The sequence below is a fragment of the Paenibacillus sp. J31R34 genome (genome assembly GCF_059383715.1).
Window position 1 is genome coordinate 194,078 of record NZ_JBXENU010000010.1, and the last position, 21,273, is coordinate 215,350.

17 protein-coding genes and 1 pseudogene are annotated in these 21,273 nt (G+C 49.4%); 14 read left to right on the forward strand and 4 right to left on the reverse strand.

The window, feature by feature from the left end:
• Positions 1-15: 15 nt before the first annotated feature.
• A complete protein-coding gene (locus tag AC50YG_RS25300; protein ID WP_494830817.1) occupies positions 16-561 on the forward strand; it encodes a phage holin family protein in 546 nt (181 codons plus the stop codon).
• On the forward strand, positions 561-1,232 hold the full coding sequence (locus AC50YG_RS25305; protein ID WP_494830819.1) for a M15 family metallopeptidase: 672 nt from the start codon (positions 561-563) through the stop codon (positions 1,230-1,232). Before AC50YG_RS25300 ends, AC50YG_RS25305 begins: the two co-directional genes overlap by 1 nt.
• Before the next feature lie 129 nt (positions 1,233-1,361).
• Here the strand turns inward: AC50YG_RS25305 and AC50YG_RS25310 are convergent, their stop codons facing one another.
• A complete protein-coding gene (locus tag AC50YG_RS25310; protein ID WP_494830821.1) occupies positions 1,362-1,922 on the reverse strand; it encodes a hypothetical protein in 561 nt (186 codons plus the stop codon).
• 302 nt (positions 1,923-2,224) lie between these two features.
• Here AC50YG_RS25310 and AC50YG_RS25315 point away from each other — a divergent pair, with 302 nt between their 5' ends.
• From AC50YG_RS25315 to AC50YG_RS25355, 9 genes are all read left to right on the forward strand, one after another.
• Positions 2,225-3,127, forward strand: coding sequence for a helix-turn-helix domain-containing protein (locus AC50YG_RS25315; protein WP_494830823.1), 903 nt, complete (start codon positions 2,225-2,227; stop codon positions 3,125-3,127).
• 32 nt (positions 3,128-3,159) lie between these two features.
• A complete protein-coding gene (locus AC50YG_RS25320) occupies positions 3,160-4,179 on the forward strand; it encodes a zinc-dependent alcohol dehydrogenase (protein ID WP_494830825.1) in 1,020 nt (339 codons plus the stop codon).
• Between the two features lie 4 nt (positions 4,180-4,183).
• Positions 4,184-5,005, forward strand: coding sequence for a sugar phosphate isomerase/epimerase family protein (locus AC50YG_RS25325; protein WP_494830827.1), 822 nt, complete (start codon positions 4,184-4,186; stop codon positions 5,003-5,005).
• 123 nt (positions 5,006-5,128) lie between these two features.
• Positions 5,129-5,260, forward strand: a complete 132-nt coding sequence (locus AC50YG_RS25330; RefSeq protein WP_235533354.1) for a YjcZ family sporulation protein — start codon at positions 5,129-5,131, stop codon at positions 5,258-5,260.
• Positions 5,261-5,686: 426 nt separating this feature from the next.
• Positions 5,687-6,766, forward strand: coding sequence for a CobW family GTP-binding protein (locus AC50YG_RS25335; protein ID WP_494830830.1), 1,080 nt, complete (start codon positions 5,687-5,689; stop codon positions 6,764-6,766).
• A gap of 239 nt (positions 6,767-7,005) precedes the next feature.
• Positions 7,006-7,482: a hypothetical protein gene (locus AC50YG_RS25340; protein ID WP_494830832.1), complete on the forward strand. Its 477-nt coding sequence runs from the start codon at positions 7,006-7,008 to the stop codon at positions 7,480-7,482.
• 372 nt (positions 7,483-7,854) lie between these two features.
• Positions 7,855-10,329 carry an EAL domain-containing protein gene (locus AC50YG_RS25345; protein WP_494830976.1) on the forward strand — a complete coding sequence of 825 codons (2,475 nt, stop codon included), beginning with the start codon at positions 7,855-7,857 and terminating at the stop codon, positions 10,327-10,329.
• 196 nt (positions 10,330-10,525) lie between these two features.
• Entirely contained in the window at positions 10,526-11,539 is a 1,014-nt protein-coding gene (locus AC50YG_RS25350; protein WP_494830834.1) for a LacI family DNA-binding transcriptional regulator, read from the forward strand.
• Positions 11,539-13,734 (forward strand): alpha-galactosidase, encoded by a 2,196-nt coding sequence (locus AC50YG_RS25355; protein ID WP_494830836.1) that lies wholly within the window; start codon positions 11,539-11,541, stop codon positions 13,732-13,734. The genes AC50YG_RS25350 and AC50YG_RS25355 overlap by 1 nt, the downstream gene beginning before the upstream one ends.
• Positions 13,735-13,951: 217 nt before the next feature.
• Here AC50YG_RS25355 and AC50YG_RS25360 read toward each other — a convergent pair whose 3' ends face one another.
• On the reverse strand, positions 13,952-14,926 hold the full coding sequence (locus AC50YG_RS25360) for an aldo/keto reductase (RefSeq protein ID WP_494830838.1): 975 nt from the start codon (positions 14,924-14,926) through the stop codon (positions 13,952-13,954).
• Between the two features lie 267 nt (positions 14,927-15,193).
• The gene (locus tag AC50YG_RS25365; RefSeq protein WP_494830840.1) at positions 15,194-15,979 is read right to left on the reverse strand and encodes an AraC family transcriptional regulator; all 786 of its coding nucleotides are present in this window, start codon (positions 15,977-15,979) and stop codon (positions 15,194-15,196) included.
• A gap of 223 nt (positions 15,980-16,202) precedes the next feature.
• Here AC50YG_RS25365 and pyk point away from each other — a divergent pair, with 223 nt between their 5' ends.
• The gene (pyk, locus tag AC50YG_RS25370) at positions 16,203-17,624 is read left to right on the forward strand and encodes a pyruvate kinase (RefSeq protein ID WP_473755350.1); all 1,422 of its coding nucleotides are present in this window, start codon (positions 16,203-16,205) and stop codon (positions 17,622-17,624) included.
• A gap of 170 nt (positions 17,625-17,794) precedes the next feature.
• Here the strand turns inward: pyk and AC50YG_RS25375 are convergent.
• Positions 17,795-18,242 (reverse strand): annotated as a pseudogene (locus AC50YG_RS25375) (IS21 family transposase); the annotation flags it as partial.
• A gap of 779 nt (positions 18,243-19,021) precedes the next feature.
• Here AC50YG_RS25375 and AC50YG_RS25380 point away from each other — a divergent pair.
• The gene (locus AC50YG_RS25380; RefSeq protein ID WP_473755349.1) at positions 19,022-19,807 is read left to right on the forward strand and encodes a thioesterase II family protein; all 786 of its coding nucleotides are present in this window, start codon (positions 19,022-19,024) and stop codon (positions 19,805-19,807) included.
• A 109-nt stretch (positions 19,808-19,916) separates the two neighbouring features.
• The gene (gene ectB / locus AC50YG_RS25385; protein WP_494830843.1) at positions 19,917-21,203 is read left to right on the forward strand and encodes a diaminobutyrate--2-oxoglutarate transaminase; all 1,287 of its coding nucleotides are present in this window, start codon (positions 19,917-19,919) and stop codon (positions 21,201-21,203) included.
• Positions 21,204-21,273: the final 70 nt, after the last annotated feature.

Genomic DNA, 21,273 nt, shown 5'->3' on the forward strand with positions numbered 1-21,273 from the left:
GGAGGCAACACTAAAATGTTCAAACCTATTTTCAACGTTGATATCACGCCAGGCACAACAATTGCTGGAGCGATCGGCGCTTTTTTGGCGCCTTGGATTGGACTCATTTACGGGGAGGGGAGGCTGATTCCGATTTTGCTGCTAGTTGTGGTCATTGGGCTGGACTGGATCACGGGCATTGCCGCTTCGCACAAAGATACGACGTATTCCTCGGAATATGGTATGCAGGGCGTGCTGAGGACGCTGTTTCTTCTGGCTCTGCCGGTGTTGGCAAATTTGCTGGATATGATGCTGGCAATGCCGGGGCTATTTTTCTATGCAATCACGATTGGGCTGATTTATCACACCTGGCAGTCGTTGACGGCCAACGCTTACCGCGCCGGCTGGGGCAAATGGATTCCCGAGGCTGTCGTCAAGCTGATCGAGAGCGAACTGAAAGCGAAGATGGAGCGGGCGACAAAACGCGGTGCGGAACCAACGGAAGTAACTGAACCAAGTAAACCAACTGAATTAAGTGACCCAACTGAATCAAGTGACCCAACAGAAAGGAACGATTCCTAATGCTGACCTTATTGCAGGTGAAAAATAAATCCGTGCCCAAGCTCGCAGGACTGCTTGCTCCTGTTCGTGCCGCCTCCGAGCGACTTATTGAACGCTGCTATACGCGCGATATTCCCATCGTCATCACGCAAGGACTTCGTACAATCGCTGAGCAAGACAAGCTTTACGCGCAAAGCCGAACGACGGCGGGCAGCATTGTCACTAACGCCAGAGGCGGCTATAGCTACCATAATTTTGGAGTAGCGATCGATTTTGCGCTGCTGTCCCCGGATGGGAAGCAGGTTTACTGGGATACGAAACGCGACGGCAACGTTAATCAGACAGCAGATTGGGTCGAGGTTGTGGATGAAGCAAAGCGGCTTGGTTTCGCGTGGGGAGGAGACTGGACCTCATTTAAGGATTATCCTCATTTTGAAATGACGTTTGGCCTTTCGACGGCACAGCTGCGGGCAGGCATCCGGCCGACAACGGCACAGATTACGGCAGCAATGGCCATTATAACGAAGGAGGACTCCTATACCATGAAAAGCGAAGATGCTAATGCTCTTATTAAACGTTACTTGCAGCCCGCTTGGGCAGCATGCAAGCAAAAAGGCGATACAGCAGGCATGCAAGAAGCGCACCGACTTGCCAACGAGCTTCGCAAAACAAGCGGACAAAAAGAACAATAAACTGACTGTGGCTATCTATTTTGCCAACTCACAGGTAGGATCTGAACAAAGAAATGGAGAGAAACCATGATTTCGACGCCCTTTTGCGTTACTCACCAGAAGCTCTCCATTTCGGCGCTTGCCGCAAGTTTATTTTTTGACCACGATGTACTGCTGCCTCCTCCAATCGAACTCCTCTGCTAGGAGTAACTCAGATATTTCCAGCATCAGATCGGGCTCCAGCTTCGCCGCTTCCTTAAAGCGCTCCATTCCATCCGTCCAGCATGAAAATAGCTCGATTTCCTCCCCGATTTCCAGATTGCGGTAGAGGTATTGGAACAGCTCCGTCAAGCATTTTTTGCCGCAAGCATAGGAGGTGGGATAGGCGTTCTTGATCTCCTCAATCATTTCGAAGGAGCCGCCATCGGGGTGAACTTCGTAAATATAAGGAAAGCGGAATATATGCGAGGCATCCTGATCTTCCATAGGGCCGCTTACATATATTCCCGCCGCATCCTCTTCTGTTTCATAGATTTCTACCAACCTCTCCCCCTTCGGGTCATTCTCCAGCAACGTTTTCATAGGTCCATGATTTTTAGCCTCTGGATTTATATAAGTGACGTAGTCGATTAGCGTCATTGTCGTATTTTTCATCCCGAACGAGCCCGTTGGAAGCTTATGGCTTGCGGCCATATAATAAAAAAGAGACATGGGCAGGCTCACCTTCCTCTCAATATAATTGTAAAAGTATGATGTCCTCAGTTGAACTATATTCTCCAGAAAAGTCTATTTTCCTACCACATCCTTGTGAAAAATATATCGTAGTTTTTGTTAAATAGTCATGCTTTCCCCTAAAGAAATGGAAGCGTTATTACGTTAGAATAAAACGATAGGGAAGCAGCCTACTCGGCGAACAAGTCCATTATAGCGAATCTATCTAACGCTCCAACGATTGCCTCTGCCATGTTAAACTTAAGCTCATAAGCTATTTTCGCAGGAGGAGGGGCTAGCGGATGACTTTTTCGGCAGCAGCACTAAAAGACATTTCCCCATTCGTGCGTTTTGTTAAAATCATCAAATCCGCCGAGCTATCGGGCGAGTGGCTGGATTATGACCATGTGTTTACGTTTATCGAGCAGGGTAAGGCCGATTTTATTTTAAATGGCGTGCGCTATCAGCTGGGGGAAGGGGATGCGATATTTATGCCGCCGCTGATGACGCATTTCATTCGCTCCACGTCTAGCGAGCCGCTGATTCAGTATATTTTCCACTTTGATTTATATCATGATGAGGCGCGGGGACGCTGGCAGTCGATTGGCATTGCAAGCGGCGAGCAACTGATCGTTCCGCAGCGTGAGCTACTACTTCATGGCTTGCATCCCGTTTCCGCCATCGGTGGTCCAGACCGCATGGAGCTGAAAAAGCATTTTCTCATCATGCGAAAAAGATTCATCGAAGGCGGCGCAACGAGCGAGCTGGAGCTTAAGGCAATTGCCCTGCAACTGCTTGTGCTTTTTCTGCGCAATCAAAGCAGACATGAGCGTCAGGAAGGCACACAAGCGAAAGCGTGGGCGCCGATTCAGCAATGTATTGACTATATTCAGCAGTATTATGCCGATCCTGAACTGGACAATGATCGCATAAGCGAGCAGTCTGGGCTTTCTCCTGGCTATTTATCCAACTTGTTCAAAGAGCAGACGGGTGTCACGCTTCATAAGTATTTGACGTATGTACGCATCGAGCATGCTAAAAAACGGATCATGGCAGGCAAGGAAACGTTGACTGCGATATCGGCGGGCAGCGGATTTTCGAGCATTCATCATTTTAGCCGCATATTTAAACGGGAGGCGGGCTTGACGCCCAGCCAATTCAAGGCCGAAGCCTCCGGTCCTATCCGGAGCCTCATAAGCGGGTAGTCCAACCACTACATAACGGGAGAGTGCATCTCATGAAAAACACGCAAATTGAGTTTACAGCCCCATGGAAAGTAGAAGTGAAGCAGGAGGAGCTGCAAGCCCAGGTTCCAGAGCTTACAGGCAATCAGGTGCTGGTGAAAAAGCATTATACGCTCATTAGCCCTGGCACGGAGCTCGCATGTCTTTCCGGAGGCGAAAGCTGGTTCACTATGCCGTCTGTGCCTGGGTATGCGGCAGCTAGTGAAATTGTGGCAATGGGACCAGAGGCGGCTGAAGGCTTCCAGATTGGCGATATGGTGTTTCATTACGGCAAGCATTCCCGCTATGAGCTGACGACGACAAGCGGGGTATTTCTTAAAGTGCCGGACAGCTTGCCACTGGCTTGGGCTCCATTTACGCGTTTGGCTACGGTGGCGATGACGAGCACACGGGTATCGTCCATTGAACTCGGCGATTATGTAGCGGTGACAGGCCTTGGACTGATTGGCAATATGGCCGCGCAGCTGGCCGAGCTTCAAGGCGCTTCGGTTATTGGCATTGATTTAGCGGCAAAACGCAGAGATCTCGCCAAGCACTGCCGCATCCAGCACGCCATTGAGGCAGGTGCGGATTCTCATAAGCAGGTTATGGAGTTGACGGGCGGCAAAGGTGTATCTACGCTTATTGAAGCGACAGGGGTGCCGCAGGTCATTTTGGATAATGTAGCGCTTGTCGGACAATATGGGGAAGCGATCCTGCTCGGCAGCCCGAGGGGCGAGCTTCAAAGCAATGTAACCGATCTGCTGAACAGCATCCATTTGAATGGACGCGGCTGTGTGACGTTCAAGGGAGCGCATGAATGGCGTTATCCGCTAACGCCGGAAGCTTTCGTCAAGCATTCCCTTTTACGCAATTCAGAGGTCGTATTCCGCCTTATGCAATATGGCAAGCTGCAGATCGAGCCGCTCATCAGCCACATTATGAGTCCTGCTGATGCACCTGCTGCTTATGAAGGATTACGAAATAAAAAAGATGAATATTTAGGTGTGCTATTTAACTGGGAAGAGGTGTAGGGGAATGATTAGAGGATTAAGCAAGTCGGGATTAGGCTCCATTACAGATGAACAGCTGATTGCAAAAGCGGCAGAGTATGGATTTGGTGCCGTTGATATGGATGCCAAGGCGCTTGTAGACAAGCATGGAGAGCAAGGGGCGGCAAAGCTGCTGTCTGACCATCAGGTGACTTTAGGCTCAATAGGGCTGAATGTGGAATGGCGCGGCACGGATGAGCAGTTTCGGGAGGGCCTGAAGCAGCTTCCGCTGCATGCGGCTGCTGCGGCACAATTGGGATGTACAGCCTGCTGTACGTACATTTTGCCTTCGACGGACTATAAATCGGCCCTGTTTACAGCACTTGCCGTATCCCGCTTGCGCCTAATTGCCGACGTTTTGGACGCATATGGCATTCGGTTTGCGCTGGAGTTTGTGGGACCGCATCATTTGCGGACGGCATGGGCGAATCCTTTTATATGGACGGTTGAGGAGACGCTTGCGCTTATCTCGGCGATTAATCGGCCCAATGTTGGCTTGCTGGTGGATGCTTATCATTGCCATACGACGGGCTTTACGCCGGAGCAGTTGCGGGGCCTCAGAGCTGATCAGGTCGTTCATGTTCACATCAATGATGCCCGCGACCTGCCTGTCGATGAGCTGCTGGATAATGACCGTCTATACCCAGGTGAAGGGATTATTGACCTGAAAGGCTTTCTTGCCGCGCTCGCAGACATCGGCTACAAGGGGCCAGTTGTACAGGAGATATTGACCCGGACTGCTCCTGAGGAAACGCCGGATGAGCTGCTAAGCCGCTCAAAGGCTGGATTTGACAAGGTTTTTGCATAAAAGGCTCCTTAAGCTAGCAAGCCCGAGGCTAACAGGGCAAACGCACATTTCTTGCAAGCGCCTATACCGTTTCGCCATTTCGTCCATAGGATACTGTGTACTTCAACCAAAGGAGATGGACAAATGAGCTACAATGTGGCAAACGCTGGAATTGGCTGTGCCCCTTGCGGTGTAGGCGGAGCTTTCACAAGCGTAGGATCGATTCTCGTGCTTTTCATCCTGCTTGTTATTATTACTCGCGCTTGCTGGCTATAGTCCAGTTATAGGACCAGGCGGTTCGGTGCCGGACTAGGCGCTGGGCCGCAGGAACGTATATCTGAACAAAAAGGAGTTGAACAAATGAGCTACAATTTAGCAGGTGCAGGCTACGGCCACGGCCACGGCTGCAGCCCCTTCACTAACGTAGGAGCAATTCTCGTCCTTTTCATTCTACTTGTTATCATCACTCGCGCTTTCATCTAATGAATGATTATTGATGTCTGCCGATATGGCTATTAACTTTATAAGGTTTTGCATCATTTACAAAGCGTGCAAAATCATGAAATAGGCTTAATCGTCCCGGAGCATCCCGCGCTCCGGGCTTTTACATAGCTGGGGCCGCATTTAGGGTGCGACAACGTAACAATTACGATATAATAAAGCTTATGTAGAAGGACGATAATGGATACGGGAGTTTTGAAGATGGAAAATAGCAAACCACCAGTGCCGGTCTATTTGCTGACCGGATTTCTCGGCAGCGGCAAGACGACGCTGTTGAAACGCATGCTCGATTACTGGCAGGCTGAGGGTAAGAAAGCAGCTGTCATTATGAATGAGCTGGGCGATATTAATTTGGATGGGCAAGAAGTCGGAGACGAGGTGCCGATGGCCGAGCTGCTGGGCGGCTGTATTTGCTGCACGATTCGCGGTGATTTGAGCTTAGAGATGAAGCTGCTGATGGATGAGCATCAGCCTGATATCATCGTCATTGAATCGACGGGTGCGGCGAATCCGATGGAGATTTTGGACGGCGTGACCGAAGCGGCCATGTATATGCGCATTGACCTGAGAGCGGTCATTACGGTCGTAGATGGCCCCGAGCTGTTAAGGCGAACTCGTGCCGGCAAAGGACGCACGCTTAAGCTGATGCAGGACCAAATTCGCTGCGCGAGCTTTTTGCTGCTCAATAAGGTGGACAAGCTGGAGCCGGAGCAGCTGGTTGAAGCGCAGCAGGCGCTGCGGGAGCTGAACGCCCATGCCCAGATCGTTGCGACGATGCGCTGCATCATAGACGAGTGGTCTTGGCTGGATGCCCAGCAAGCGGCGGCTGCAAGCTCTTCCGCTTTGCTGCAGCCTGCAAGCCGGGAGCACGCAGAAGCTGCACATGCCTGTGGTCCGGGCTGTTCCCATGAGCATGATGAGGATCATATCCATCACCATCATTCGCATGAGCAGGAAGAGCCGCACGCGCACCACCATCATTCGCATGACCATGTAATGGCGCTGACCCATTATTTACAGGGACCTGTTGACAGTGTCCAGTTTGAGGCGCTGCTGAACAATCTGCCGGAGCATGTGTACCGGGCGAAGGGCATCGTTACGTTCACGGATACGGCGAGCCGTTTTTTGTTTCAATATGCCTATGGGGAAAGCGATTTTATGAAAATAACACCGCAGGGCAAAGTCAATGATGTAGCCGTGTTTATTGGCGAGCATTTTTCCCGGGAAGAGCTGATTGCCGAGCTTTCGCAGCTGGAGAACGGCGCTTCATCTGGGGCATAAAGCAATCAAGCCAGCCAACAGTAAGAACGTCAGACGTCAGAGCATAGGCTCTGGCGTTTTTTATGCTGCTTCCGCTATCTCTTGATTATGTTAAATCGCTGATGGACAAAATAACCAAGTAAGGGGCTGAAGCGAAATTCGCCCCCCTTGCATCATGAACGTAGGCATGGCGGTGAAAGGCTTCTGAAATAGAAATTTATTTCTTCGCTTATGCTCAACAGAAAGGTTGTGTCCGAGGGATGAACAAGTCAAAAATAGTGCGGTCAGCAGCGGCATGCCTGCTCGCGGCAGCCATAATGGCGTCCGCAGCCTATGCCGCCGAGCCAGCCCAGCCGCAGGCGGAGCAGCAGCCTGACAAGCTGCCAGCTGCCAAGGGCCATTTTCACGAGGGGCATAAAAAGCATCATCGCGAGCACGCGCTGGGCCATGAGCAGTATCGTCTAGCCAAGCTTCGTTATATGGCTGAATATTTCGGCATTGCTGTTGAAGGCAAGACCTCCGAGCAATTAAAAGGCGAGCTGAAGGCGGCGAAGGAAAAAGATCCAGCGAAGTGGGAAGCTTTCAAAGCGGAGCATCGGGCTAAGCGTCTGGAAATGCTGCGCCAAGCAGCGAAAGAGTATGGCCTTGAAACAGAAGGAAGAACCGCCGAGCAGCTTCGCGAGGATATTCGCAAGTTTCAACGTTCCAAGGACGCGGCAGACGATAGCAGGCGTTAAAAGGACCATTTTTTCTAGCAGGAAACAGTTTCGATAGGGCCTACCCAAGTAAACCCGGAAAGCGCGAAAGCTCCCATCTCTTGTGAGGGGGCTTTCGGCAATAACAGAAGACGAGGCAGAGGAATACAGATTTTTGCACATCAGCAGCCAAGCGGGAATTTCGGGAAAACAGCTTTTTTTCAGGTAATAAAGCAGTTAATTTGAGATTCGACAATAATTGTCGCAATTTGTCGCGGCAATTTAAAATATTAAATTAATTTGGCGTTGTGTTTGGATTAATGCGTCAAGTATACTAGAACTATATCATAATTTGGCAAAATTCGTCGATTCTATAAGCAGCTTCATTTGGAGGAGGATAGGCACTTGAAAACAATGAGGGTTGGTATTGCGCATAAATTAATTTTTACATTGGGAGCCCTCATGATCCTGTCTTTCACTTTGCTTGCTTCCATTCAATTAATGAAGCTGTACGACGTTAGCTTGCGCCAAGGTGAACTGGTTGCGCAAAACCAGTCCAATGCTTACATAACCAAGATGTCCATTGAGATAAATGATGCCTTAATTAGACTTGAAGGCCTGCAGCAATCCTTGCAGCAAATGAAGGAATATAACATGGCTGACCGCACGGAGGCAGTCAGGCTTATTGAAAATTTTGTACGGGAACAGCCTTATATACTTGGTGTTTTTACGGTTTGGGAGCCTAATGCGTTCGATAATCGGGATGGGAATTTTCGCAATAAAAGCAGCTACGATGATGATACGGGACGTTTTGTTCCCTATATTGTGCGTCAAGGCGACAGGATCGTTGCTTACCCAAATAAGAACTATGAGCAGGTCGGCGATGGGGACTACTACCAAATTCCTAAGCAGACGAAGAAATTCGCTTTATTGGAGCCTTATTATTATGATATTAACGGCGAGCGGATTTTAATTTCGTCGTTTGTTTATCCGATTTTGGATGATGAGGGCAACTTTCTAGGTGTCGTTGGAGCGGATATTTCGCTCGACATGGTGCAGCAGGAAGTGGAGAAAATTCGTCCTATGGGTGGCTACGCGACGATGATTACGGCTGGTGACAGCTATCTTGCTAATGGGCTCGATCGCGCTCTAGTATCCAAGCCCTACTTGCCTTTGCCGGATGGCAATTCTTTAGAGGAGCTGAAGGAGCAGGCCCTGACCATTATGTATACCTCCGACCCTATGGTGAGCGGGACTGTAATGAGGCTGCTTAACCCGATACATATAAAGGATCAAACCTGGTATTTTGAAACGATCATTCCAAAGGGCAATATGCTCAAGGACTATTATAAAGGCTTAAGCAACACCATTATCATTTCCCTGGTTGCTTTTATTTTCACAACGATGCTGATGATATTGCTCATTCGCAAAATCGTGCTCCAAAACATCCGCAAAGTGGTGCACGTGTCCTCAGCGCTAGTGGAGGGCGACACGGACCAGAAGCTGGACATTGACACGAAGGACGAGTTCGAATTTATGGCGCAGCAGTTCAATCGCATGATTGATCATCGCAAGGCGAGCGAGGAACTGATCGAATTTCAAGCGACTCATGATTTGCTAACGGGCTTGCCCAATCGTTATGGCTATACGCGTCATATTGAGCAAATACATACCGTGCCGTACAGCAGCAGCAAGCAGGCAGCACTGCTTTATATCGATTTGGATCGCTTTAAAGTCATTAACGATACGCTCGATTATGCAATGGGCGACCAACTGCTCAAGCAGTTTGCAGACCGACTTAAACAGACCATTGGTGCCAATGGCCAGGTGTTCCGTTTTGGTGGAGATGAATTTGTCGTGCTTCTGAATGATGTGAATCATATGAATCCGCTGCTGCTTGTAGCCGATGATATTTTGTTTGCGATTGCTGAACCTATCCAATTGAATGACAGGCTTTTTTACATAACCGCAAGTATTGGCATTAGCTTGCAGCACGAGCTGACGGAGGAAACCGGCGACCGTATGGTCAAGGAGGCAGACACGGCGCTTTTTGTCGCCAAGAAGCAGCGCAATACAAGCAGGCTGTACTCTCCATCGATGAAGGATGTTTCAAAGCGGGAGCAGGAGCTGGAGAACGGTCTGTTCCCTGCTCTTGAAGGCGAGCAATTCGTATTGTATTACCAGCCAAAGGTGGATTTGAAATCCGGACAAATATACGGAGCCGAAGCTTTGATCCGCTGGCGCCATCCGGAGTTTGGCATGATCTCGCCGCTTGATTTCATCCCGCTGGCCGAGAAGACAGGCTTCATTATTCCGCTTGGGGAATGGGTGCTGCGAACGGCATGCAAACAAATTAAAATGTGGGAGCAGCAAGGCGTCACAGCGCTGACGGTCAGCGTCAATATGTCGATGCTGCAATTTCAGCAAAAGCATATCGTGGAGACGATCCAGTCCATTATTACGGAAGCCTCAGTCCGGCCAGAGCAAATTGAGCTCGAGCTGACGGAGACGATATTTATGGATAATCCCGATCATACGCTTAAAATATTGCGCGAGCTGCAGCAGCTTGGTATTCGGCTTTCACTGGATGATTTTGGAACAGGTTATTCGTCCCTTAGCTATTTGCAGAACATTCCGCTGCATTATCTGAAGCTGGATAAATCGTTTATCCATGACATCGTCTCGGATTTTAAGAAGCAAATGATTTTTAAATCGTTGGTTGTAATCGCCCACAACCTGAACATGAAGGTTGTGACAGAAGGTGTCGAAACGGACGAGGAGCTGCAAATTATTCGCCAGCATAAATGTGACCTGGTACAAGGCTATATTTATAGCCCGCCGGTTACGGCTGAGTGTTTCATCGAGCTTTACCACAAGCATGTGTCTTAAGGCTTGTATGCCTTAGATGAGAGTAAGTTAAGCCGATTATGAGTAAAATAAGGAAAAGCCAGCAGGAGCTTCCCGTACAAGGGCAGGCTCTTTTTTTCGTTCTTTGAGACAAGGCTTGTCGTGCACCGAGAAATTTGCTAAAATAAAGCGGAAGTTATTTAGTAAATTTATTAACTAAACGAATGTGGTGGAGGAAATGGCAACGATTAAAGAAATTGCGGCTATGGCGGAGGTGTCTGCCGCGACGGTGTCACGTGTGCTCAACAACGATATGACGCTCGCTGTCGGCGAAGAGACGCGTGCGCGCATATTCGCGATAGCGGAAAAGTTGCAGTACAAGCCATCGCGTCTAAAACGGCTCAAGCAAGAAAGCCAGCGTTCACAGCTGCAAATTGGCTTATTGCTGAGCTTTACGCTTGAACATGAGGATATTGATCCTTACTTCCTGTCGATTCGCAGAGGGATTGAACGCCGCTGTGAGGAGCTCGGTATTGCCATCGGTAAAGTATGGCGCATTGGCGGACCTATGGAGCCTCATCCACAGCTGGATGGCCTCATTGTCGTTGGCGGTGTAGCGCAGCGCGATGTTCGAATGCTGTACGAGGGCTACAAAGTGGTCATGATTGACCATCTGGGCAAGCTGCGGCATTATGACACGGTCAACTTGAATTTTGAGCAGGCGGTTGAGGATGTTATGGAGCATCTGCTGGCGCTTGGACATACCAGCATTGGATACATTGGCGGAGGAGTAGATCAAGCCGCTGACGAGCCGCGGCGCAAGCATATGCAGCGCCTGCTGGAGTCGCAAGGCATTTTGCGCCAGGAATGGGTGCTTGCTGGGGAATGGACAACAGGCAGCGGCTACGAGCTGATGAACAAGCTGCTAGGGCAGGAAGAACGTCCTACAGCATGCTTTGTCGGCAGCGATCCGATGGCGATCGGTGCGCTTCACGCGCTGCATGAGCACGGAGTTGAGGTGCCGGAGCAAATGGCGATTGTCGGTTTCGACGACATTGAGGTATCAGCTTTCATACAGCCGCCGCTAACGAGCGTTAAGGCGTATACGGAGCAAATGGGTAAGACAGCCGTGCAGCTGCTTTTAGAACGGATTGAAGGCCGCGAGGTTCCGCTGCATGTCATGATGAATACGACGCTAATGGCGCGTGAAAGCAGCGGGGCAGCCGGACATAATAAGGAGGCTAACGAATAATGGCTATTATTTTTGACGAACAAAATCAGCTTTTTCATCTGCAATCGAGAGAAACCAGCTATGTAATCGGATTGGTGAAAGGCGCTTATCCGGCACATGTCTATTGGGGTAAGCGGGTACGCGGCAGCCAGCTCGGAAGACTGCTTGAGCTGAAGGAGCGCTGCTCTTTCAGTCCTTCAACAGAAGCGGATGATTTTAAAATATCGCTAGACACGCTGCCGCAGGAATATCCGGCATTCGGCAACTCGGATTTTCGCTATCCGGCGTATCAAGTACAGCTGGCTGACGGAACGTCTGTAACGGACCTGCGTTACGATACCCACCGTATCGTACAAGGCAAGCCGGCGCTTGAAGGATTGCCGTCTGTTTATGTAGAGGGCGAGGATGAAGCACAGACACTTGAAATGACACTTGCGGACAGCTATTCCGGTCTGCGTGTCGTACTGAGCTATACCGTATTCGAATCGTATAACGCGATTACTCGCTCGGCTCGTGTCATTAATGGCGGAGAGAATACGCTGCAGCTGCTACGGGCGCTTAGTATGAGCCTAGACCTGCCGCATGACCACTACGATATGCTTCAGCTGTCTGGAGCATGGGCACGCGAGCGTTACATTCATCGCCGCCATCTTGAGCCGGGACTGCAATCGGTGGAAAGCCGCCGCGGCGCCAGCAGCCATGCGCAAAATCCATTTATCGCGCTGTTGTCCGAAGGGGCAACAGAGGATCATGGCGATGTGTACGGTGTAAACCTCGTCTACAGCGGCAGCTTTGTGGGTGGCGTTGAGGTTGACCAATACCATGCCGCAAGATTGTTTATCGGTATCAATCCGTTTGATTTCAATTGGAGACTGGAGCGGGGCGAGCAATTCCAGACGCCTGAGGCAGTGCTCGTTCATTCCTCCGAAGGGCTGGGCGGCATGTCCCGCAGCTTCCATGATCTCTATCGTTCGCGTCTTTGCCGCGGCAGCTTCCGTGACGAGAGCAGGCCGATTCTGATCAACAACTGGGAAGCTACCTATTTTAACTTTACAGCGGATAAAATTGAGGATATTGCTAAGGTTGGCAAGGAACTGGGCATGGAGCTGTTCGTCCTTGATGATGGCTGGTTTGGACAGCGCAATAGTGACAATTCGTCGCTTGGCGACTGGTTCGTTGACAAAAACAAGCTGCCGGGCGGTCTTGAGGATCTGGTAGCGCGCATTCGCAAGCTGGATATGCAGTTCGGCCTGTGGTTTGAGCCGGAGATGGTATCGCCGAACAGCGAGCTGTATCGTGCTCATCCTGACTGGTGTCTGCATGTCGAAGGAAGACGCCGTACAGAGGCTCGCAATCAGCTGATATTGGATATGTCCCGTGCCGATGTTCGCGATTACATTGTTAAAACGATTTCGGATGTTCTCGCTAGCGCACCGATTACTTATGTGAAATGGGATATGAACCGCAATATGTCCGAGATCGGCTCAGCGCTGCTTCCAGCCGAGCGCCAGCGTGAGACGGCCCATCGCTACATGCTTGGTCTTTATGACGTGCTGGAGCGCATTACGTCTGCATTCCCGCATATTTTGTTCGAAAGCTGCTCGGGCGGCGGCGGACGCTTTGATCCGGGCATGCTGTATTACATGCCGCAAACTTGGACAAGCGATAATACCGATGCCGTATCCAGGCTGAAAATTCAATATGGCACAAGCCTTGTCTATCCGATTAGCTCGATGGGCTCCCACGTATCGGATATTCCTAACCATCAGGTCGGCCGCAATACGCCGCTTGAGACTCGCGGCAATGTAGCGCTGTCTGGCAACTTTGGTTATGAGCTGGACTTGACGAAGTTCACCGACGATGAGAAGGAAACGGTGAAAGACCAAATTGCGCTCTATAAAGAAGTCCGCCACCTGGTACAGTTTGGCGATTTCTATCGTCTGTCCAGCCCGTTTGAAGGCAATATTGCGGCATGGATGTTCGTTTCTAAAGACAAGAGCGAGGCGTTTGCTGTCTACACATCCGTCTTGCAGGAGCCGAATCCGCCGCTCAGTCGCTTCGTGCTGAAAGGGCTAGATCCAAGCCTCGACTATGTATGGGAAGAGAATGGCGAGACATATGGCGGCGATGAGCTGCTGTATGCTGGACTTGCAGCGCCGCAATTCCATAACGATTATGCAAGCAAGGTTTACCGTTTCCGTGCTACCGGCGTTTAAGCTGGTTTTTAGTCTGGAACAGTCTCCCATAGTCACGTTGTAGTCGACTTGAGTCAATAAGAAATGAATAAGAAATGAATAAGAAAAAAGCTTCCGGCGCCGCGAAAAGTGGCGCTGGAAGCTTTTTTTTGCATGCTGGTGGAGCAAGCAATGTTTTCTTGAATTTTTAGTTGTGGCTATTTGCAAAAACGTATAAGTATCGTTGTGCTCATCAACCTTAAGGCAGCGCTTTGCCGCGCGAGCAGTTATACAGTCTGTACCATTCCTCACGTGTCAGGCGCAGCGTATCCGCATCTTTGCAGGCGAGTATACGCTTTGGATTGATTGAGCCGATAACCGGCTGAATGTTAGCCGGATGTCTCATCAGCCATGCGAGCACAATCGCTTCCGGCGTCGTATCCTTATGCTCCGCGAATTCAGCAACGAGCGCGGCTGTTGCAACAACCGATTCAGGGCTGTCGCCGAGCGGAGCGCCAGAATAGATGCCTTGGGCGAGCGGACCCCACGACTGCAGCTGAATATTTTCCATGCGGCAATACTCCAGTGTCCCTTCTGGGAACACATTATCGCGTGCTGCGAGCTGATTGACATGCAAACCTGTATCAATAAATCCATGTTTGAGCAGGCTAAGCTCCAGTTGATTCACAATAAACGGCTCGTCCGTATATGCACGAAGCAGTTTAATCTGTCCTTGGCTCATATTGGAAACGCCGAATGCGCGAACTTTGCCGGAAGCCTTGAGCTTCGAAATGGCACTGGCCACTTCCTCCGGCTCGACAAGCGCGTCAGGGCGATGCAGCAGCAAAATGTCGAGATAATCCGTTTGCAGCCGCTCCAAAATGCCATCGACACTGCTTAAAATATGACTTTCCGAAAAGTCAAAGCGCTGAGGATCATCATCGCCGCCTTGCAGGCGAATCCCGCATTTGGACTGCAAAATAATTTGCTCACGCAGGCCCGGACGGTCCTTCAGCACTTGGCCGAAAACTTGCTCGGCTTTGCCGAACGTATAAATATCTGCATGATCGTACATATTGATGCCTATTTCCAGCGCTGCGTCGACTGCTTCATGGCCTTCCTTAAAATGCTCGGACTCAATCGGATTACGGTTCCAGCCGCCGCCAAAGCGCATACAGCCGAGAACCAGCTGACTCGCTTCAATGCCGCGTTTATGCAAAGGGATCGAACTCATACGTTTATCAACCTCCATGTAAGTGATTACATCACCTCTTATTATAATGCTAAATGAACAAGCGTACAGTGCTTATTGATGAAAAAAATACGTCGTACCTCGCCCAGCAAGGACGAGCGTACGGCGTGTTCTTAAAGCTAGAGGCTTATTAATTGTTTATTTCACCATTGCGTTCAGCACATCGTCAATGATTTGCTCATTGGCGAATTTGCCCTTGTACAGCCTGCTGCTGAACCTATGATCTCCATGCTTCGTTTATTTGGTTATTTAAGGCTGGGTCTTGGCGCGCTCTTTCAAATAAAAGGTCGGCGTCCTTCCGGTAAAACGCTTGAACAGCCGCTGGAAGTAAGAAACGTCGCGATAGCCGACGAATTCAGCAACTTCACCAACCGTCAGCATGGAATCGATGAGCAGATAGATCGCTTTTTTCATCCGCGTATCGTGAACGAAGGTGCTGATCGTCTGCCCAGTAACACGGCGGAAGAGGGTAGCGGCATAGTTGGGGCTTTTCTGAATGTAGCTGCCAAGCTCCTCCTTCGTAATTTTTTCACGGTAATGGTTGAAAATATAATGCTTCATGCGCTCTACCTGCTGGTTCGTATCGGCCATCGCGGGCCCCTTGTTCCATTCGCGGTTCCAGACCGCTAGCCATTCGGTTACGACAGACTGAGCGATTATATTCGCATACTCAGCCTGCTCCAGCCATTCCGCATGCAAATGCTTCATTCTGGCCAGCAGCATGTCGTACATGCCAATGCGGGATTTCACCCATGTCTGGCGCTGAAGCAGCGGCAATACGGGAGCAGCAGACAACGTTATTGCAACAACAAACTTCTCATGAAAAACAGTAGGCACACATTTGCCATAATAAGCTTGATTCGGCGGAATATAGAGCAGGTCGCCTTTCTCGGCGATAACCTTCTCATTCTCAATCCAATAGACGACGGTCCCGTAGCTCACTAGTATCAACGCGGCTTCGTTCGTATGTTTTGTATTTTTTTCGTAAAACCAATCCATTCCCCTATCCTGCCGAACCGCTGTTACTTGCAGCATTTAGGCCATTAGCCCCCTTTTTTAAAATATAAGAAATTATAAGTTTCACTCTTATATTCAGCTTATATTCCACCCTCGAAACGGAAGCTTTGCTGCCAAAGGACGGCGAAAGACGTTTGCGCTTGAACCGTACTATATTACATTTAGAATACTATATTTCGTAGTCGATTGAAACGGCTAGGTTTATAATAGGGGTATAAATGTTTAGGAGGAATGTGACTTCATGCGTAAAACCAAAATTGTTTGTACGATGGGACCTGCTTGTGATTCTATTGAAACCTTAAGGGAAATGATTCGATCGGGGATGAATGTGGCGCGGCTGAATATGGCGCACGGGGAACTGGAGGATCATGCCGGGAGGATTGAGAGGATTCGCGAAGCGGCTGCTGCTGAAAATGCAATCGTGCCGATTTTGCTGGATATTAAAGGACCAGAAGTGCGGATTGGCAAGCTGGAGGAAGCTTCTTACCTACTGGTAGCTGGCGAAACGCTGACGCTGACGACGGAAGAAGTGCTCGGCAATGGCCGCCGCATTCATGTTAACTATAGCGAGCTTCCGCTTGTCGTGAAGCCTGGCAATACGATTTTGCTCGACGATGGCCTGATTGATCTTGAGGTGGCATCGGTGGAAGCGACGGAAGTGCACTGTACGATCGTAAACGGTGGTCTGATCAAGCCGCGCAAAGGCGTTAACCTGCCGGGCATCCGCACGACGCTGCCGGGCGTAACGGAGCGCGACATTCGCCATATCCACTTCGGCATTCAGCAAAATATTGATATTGTTGCGCCTTCCTTCGTAAGAAGAGCGGAAGATATTTTGGAAATTCGCGAGCTGCTGCAGGCGCACGGTGCCGGTCATGTTCAAATCATTTCGAAAATTGAAAATGAAGAGGGCGTCGTCAACCTGGATTCCATCATTGCAGCATCGGATGGCATTATGGTTGCCCGTGGCGACTTGGGCGTTGAAATTCCAGTTCAGGATGTGCCATCGATGCAGCGCGACATGATCAATAAATGTAACGTAGCGGGCAAGCCTGTTATCGTTGCGACTCATATGCTGGATTCCATGCAAGTAAACCCGCGTCCTTCACGCGCTGAAGTGAGCGACGTTGCAGGTGCGGTTATGCAAGGAACGGATGCGATCATGCTGTCCGGCGAGACGGCTGCAGGAAAATATCCGGTTCAATCGGTTGCTACAATGGCTGCCATTGCGCTTAAAGCAGAATCCCAGCTGGACTATTACGCAGGCTTCCAAGAGCGCCGTCAGAATGCTTCAACGACGATTACTGAAGTCATTAGCCAAGCCGTTGTCAGCTCATCCCTTGAGCTCAAGGCGAAAGCGATTCTTACTCGTACGGAAAGCGGCTTTACGGCGCGGATGGTATCCAAATATCGCCCGCAATCGCCAGTTATCGCGATTACTTCGGACGAGAAGATTTTGCCGCTGCTGGCGCTGCTATGGGGCGTTATTCCGGTGAAGGGCACGAAGACAGGCACGACGGACGAGCTGCTGCATGCTGCAATGGCGGATGCGGAGCAAACGGGACTGCTTGCTGAGGGAGACTTTGTCGTCATTACGGCAGGAGCGCCAGTTGGTCTATCCGGTACGACGAATTTGATCAAAATCGAGCAATATGGCGTATAGCCGCAAGCCTAAATGATAAGCTGAACGTAAGCTAGAGCCCAAACAAGGAGGAACGTGTAAACAAGCCTTGCGCATGGATGGAGTCATGCAATCGCCTCCTCCATTGGTCGCATTTGGGCTCTAAACATTTCGTCGTACTGACGCAAGTGTATTTCGGCCTGTTTTGGAATATAGGTCTTATATATGTTTTTGATGTAGGATTGAGCCTGCGCAAGTGCCGTGCTATCAGCTAATGCGCCAGGCTTTTTCTTTAATGTTTCGAGATAGTGAAGCAGTTCGAGTCGCCACTCATGGCATTCAACTAGTGTTGCATATTTATCCACCCTCGACTTCAACGGTCCTCTCAACATGCCCCTTTTCGTTTCCACTACGAGCATTGCAAAACCGAAACTCAAAGCCATAGTAAACAGATAATTGCAATAGCCCTTCGGTAGATTCTTTCTCATCACCGACAAATCGTTTGACTGCCACCATCATGTTGTCATAGACAAGGGCTTGGTACGCACCGTCAATAGGCTTAAAGAACCGTGCATATGCTTCTTGAAAGCATGCTGTCATCTGTTTCGTGAATAAATAGGCCTACCGGTAATTTCCATAAGCCGATGTAAAAGCAGCCATTGTCCTTGGTCTGCCGAAGAGTATTCAAGAAGCATAGTCGACAGACAACCCTGCACAGCCTAACCGCCCCGCGACCGTTCCCGATGGTCCCCTAAATCGCCTCTTGGAATGAAATGGATCAAATCGACGTTTGGTTGAAAGGAAATAGATGGATTATATGGAAATAGTAAAAGATAAAAAGCAGTTTTAATAAAGGATAGATTCCGCCCATTTTTTGACCTGCTTTTTTAAATACTTAAGCAACAGAAGGGCAAATTGTCGTTTTCAACGGGTCCCATTCCGCTTTCTGGCTGACGTGCCAGGCATCCATGTGCTGGCAGATCATAATGTTGTAGAGTCGCATGTATCCCATCATTGTAGATCAGTGTCTACCGGATTCCGGATTTCGGTCCATTTTCTCGCGATTTTGGAGCGACTTAGAAAAGGTCGAGTTTTTTGGTTTAATAACCAAAAAAATCTATAATCATTCCTAAATGGTAAAAATCAATAGATTCAAAAATTGAAATAGGAGGGAATGAATAAAGGTGGTACAATGAAAAGCCTTATCCCACCTATCTTTATGGATGCCGAGAAGGTATTTAAGGCAGTGAGGATTCGCGAGTGAAAGAACGTTATGGGAAATCTCCCAATATCTATAAAAATCAATGGTTACGCGCCTTCATGGTCGCTTAATGTTTAATTTAGACTTATTTACTCGCTTTTTACAATTTTTAAATTGTATATTTTTGATATTTTTGTTATAGTAGCCACATAAATACTATGATGTGGGTGATAGAGAGATGACTGCTCGAGAGAGTTCCTGGTTCTTGAATGCGCACGCCGGCTCTTTTGCAAAGCTCCGCTTATTTTGTTTTCCTTACGCCGGCGGCGGAGCCTCTGTATTTAGTAACTGGAAGCGAGAATTGCCGACTCACATTCATGTTTGTCCCGTTCAGCTTCCAGGCCGAGAGAGCAGAATGTTAGATGATCCGATGGATTCCGTCGAGGCTATCGTTCATTCGCTTGTTTCGGAAATAACACCGTTTTTACATATGCCCTTCGCATTTTTTGGCCACAGCATGGGGGCGCTAGTAGCATTTGAAACCGCTCGTCAATTACACTTCAAGCATCATGTGGCTCCACTCCACTTATTCGTATCAGGTAAAACTGCGCCTCACTTGCCTTATCCAAGAAAATCCCTACACAAATTGCCCGATGATCAGTTTAAGAAAGAGCTTCAGCTCATGCAAGGCACACCTGAAGAAGTTTTACAGAATGATGAATTGATGGAAATTGTAATGCCTCAATTGCGGGCTGACTTTTCCGCTGTTGAAAACTATGTATATAGACCGGGAGAAGTGCTTCCTTGTCCGATTTCGGTTTTTGGCGGATTGCAGGACCATGACGTAAGCATTGAATCGCTTGACGCTTGGCAAGAGCATACAAATGGTGCATTCCAAGTGCAGATGTTGGAGGGCAATCATTTTTTTCTCCACAAACAGGAACAAGAGGTCATCAGAAGTGTGCTGCGTGAATTATCACCTCAGATGAGGGGGGTTGCCGCCAGCGGTCCGGTTGTACGTTAACCAACTGCCGCATAAAAATGATGAAATCACACTCATTGCTGTCCATCGCCGCCTATTAACGAAGTCTATTTGTTATGCACATTTTCATAATTATGGAGGGGTTTTTTTTATGACAACCACATTCGAAATGCTGGAATCCAATGTAAGATCTTATTGCCGTTCTTTTCCCGATGTTTTTGTGCGTGCGAAAGGCTCGGTATTATACGCCGAGTCCGGCAAAGCGTTTATCGATTTTTTCGCCGGAGCCGGAGCGCTAAATTACGGACACAATAATGATTTTATCAAGCAACAGCTCATCCAATATCTGCAATCGGACGGCCTTAGTCACGGACTGGATATGTACACTTCCGCCAAGGAGACCTTTCTACAGACGTTCTCAGATAAGATTCTGAAGCCTCGCGGTCTCGACTATAAGCTTCAGTTTTGCGGTCCTACCGGAACCAATGCGGTAGAGGCGGCGTTGAAATTGGCAAGAAAAGTGAAGGGAAGGACGGGCGTGTTTGCTTTCATCGGTTCGTTTCATGGGATGTCGCTTGGAAGCTTGTCCGCCACAAGCAGTCTATACCACCGCGAAGCGGGAGGATTGCCGCTGCATGATGTTACGTTTATGCCATTCCCAACGGGTTTTATCGACAATTTGGATACGATCGGCTACATGGAAGCGATTTTAACGGACGATCATTCGGGCATAGCCAAGCCGGCAGCTGTCATCCTTGAAACCATGCAAGCCGAGGGTGGTTTAAATGCGGCGCCTACCCAGTGGCTTCAGGAGCTTCGGGATCTTTGCGACCGTCACGATATTTTGCTTATCGTCGACGATATCCAGGTGGGCTGCGGACGTACAGGTTCATTTTTCTCCTTTGAACGGGCGGGGATTGTTCCCGATCTGGTCGTGCTCTCCAAATCAATCAGCGGTTACGGTCTGCCGATGTCGTTGCTGCTGCTAAAGCCTGAACTGGATGTTTGGCAGCCGGCTGAACACAACGGCACCTTCCGAGGAAATCAGCTTGCGTTCGTTGGCGCGACGGCGGCTCTTGAGCTCCGGGAATTGACGCAGTTGGATGCAGAGACGGAACGTAAAGCGCAGTTTGTTGAACAATACTTGAAGGAGCATATTCTGCCGATCAACCCACTCATCACGATGCGCGGTATGGGATTGATTTGGGGCATCGACGTATCGGCTTGCCAGGATGAGCATCTCTCCAAAGCTATCGTGTCTCGATGCTATGAGCTTGGACTGATTGTCGAGCGAGCCGGACGTCAGGATATGGTTGTCAAGCTGATGCCTGCGCTTACGATTTCGATGGACGAGCTAGCTGCCGGATGCGAAATATTTAAGCAGGTCGTATCGGAATGCTGCACCTTGATCGATTCACTTCAGCCTCAGCTAACATAAACACCGCCTGAAAGAACGGACGGCGTTGGCGCCTGCCAAGCGATCTGGCTGGTAGCGATCATTTTGGTGG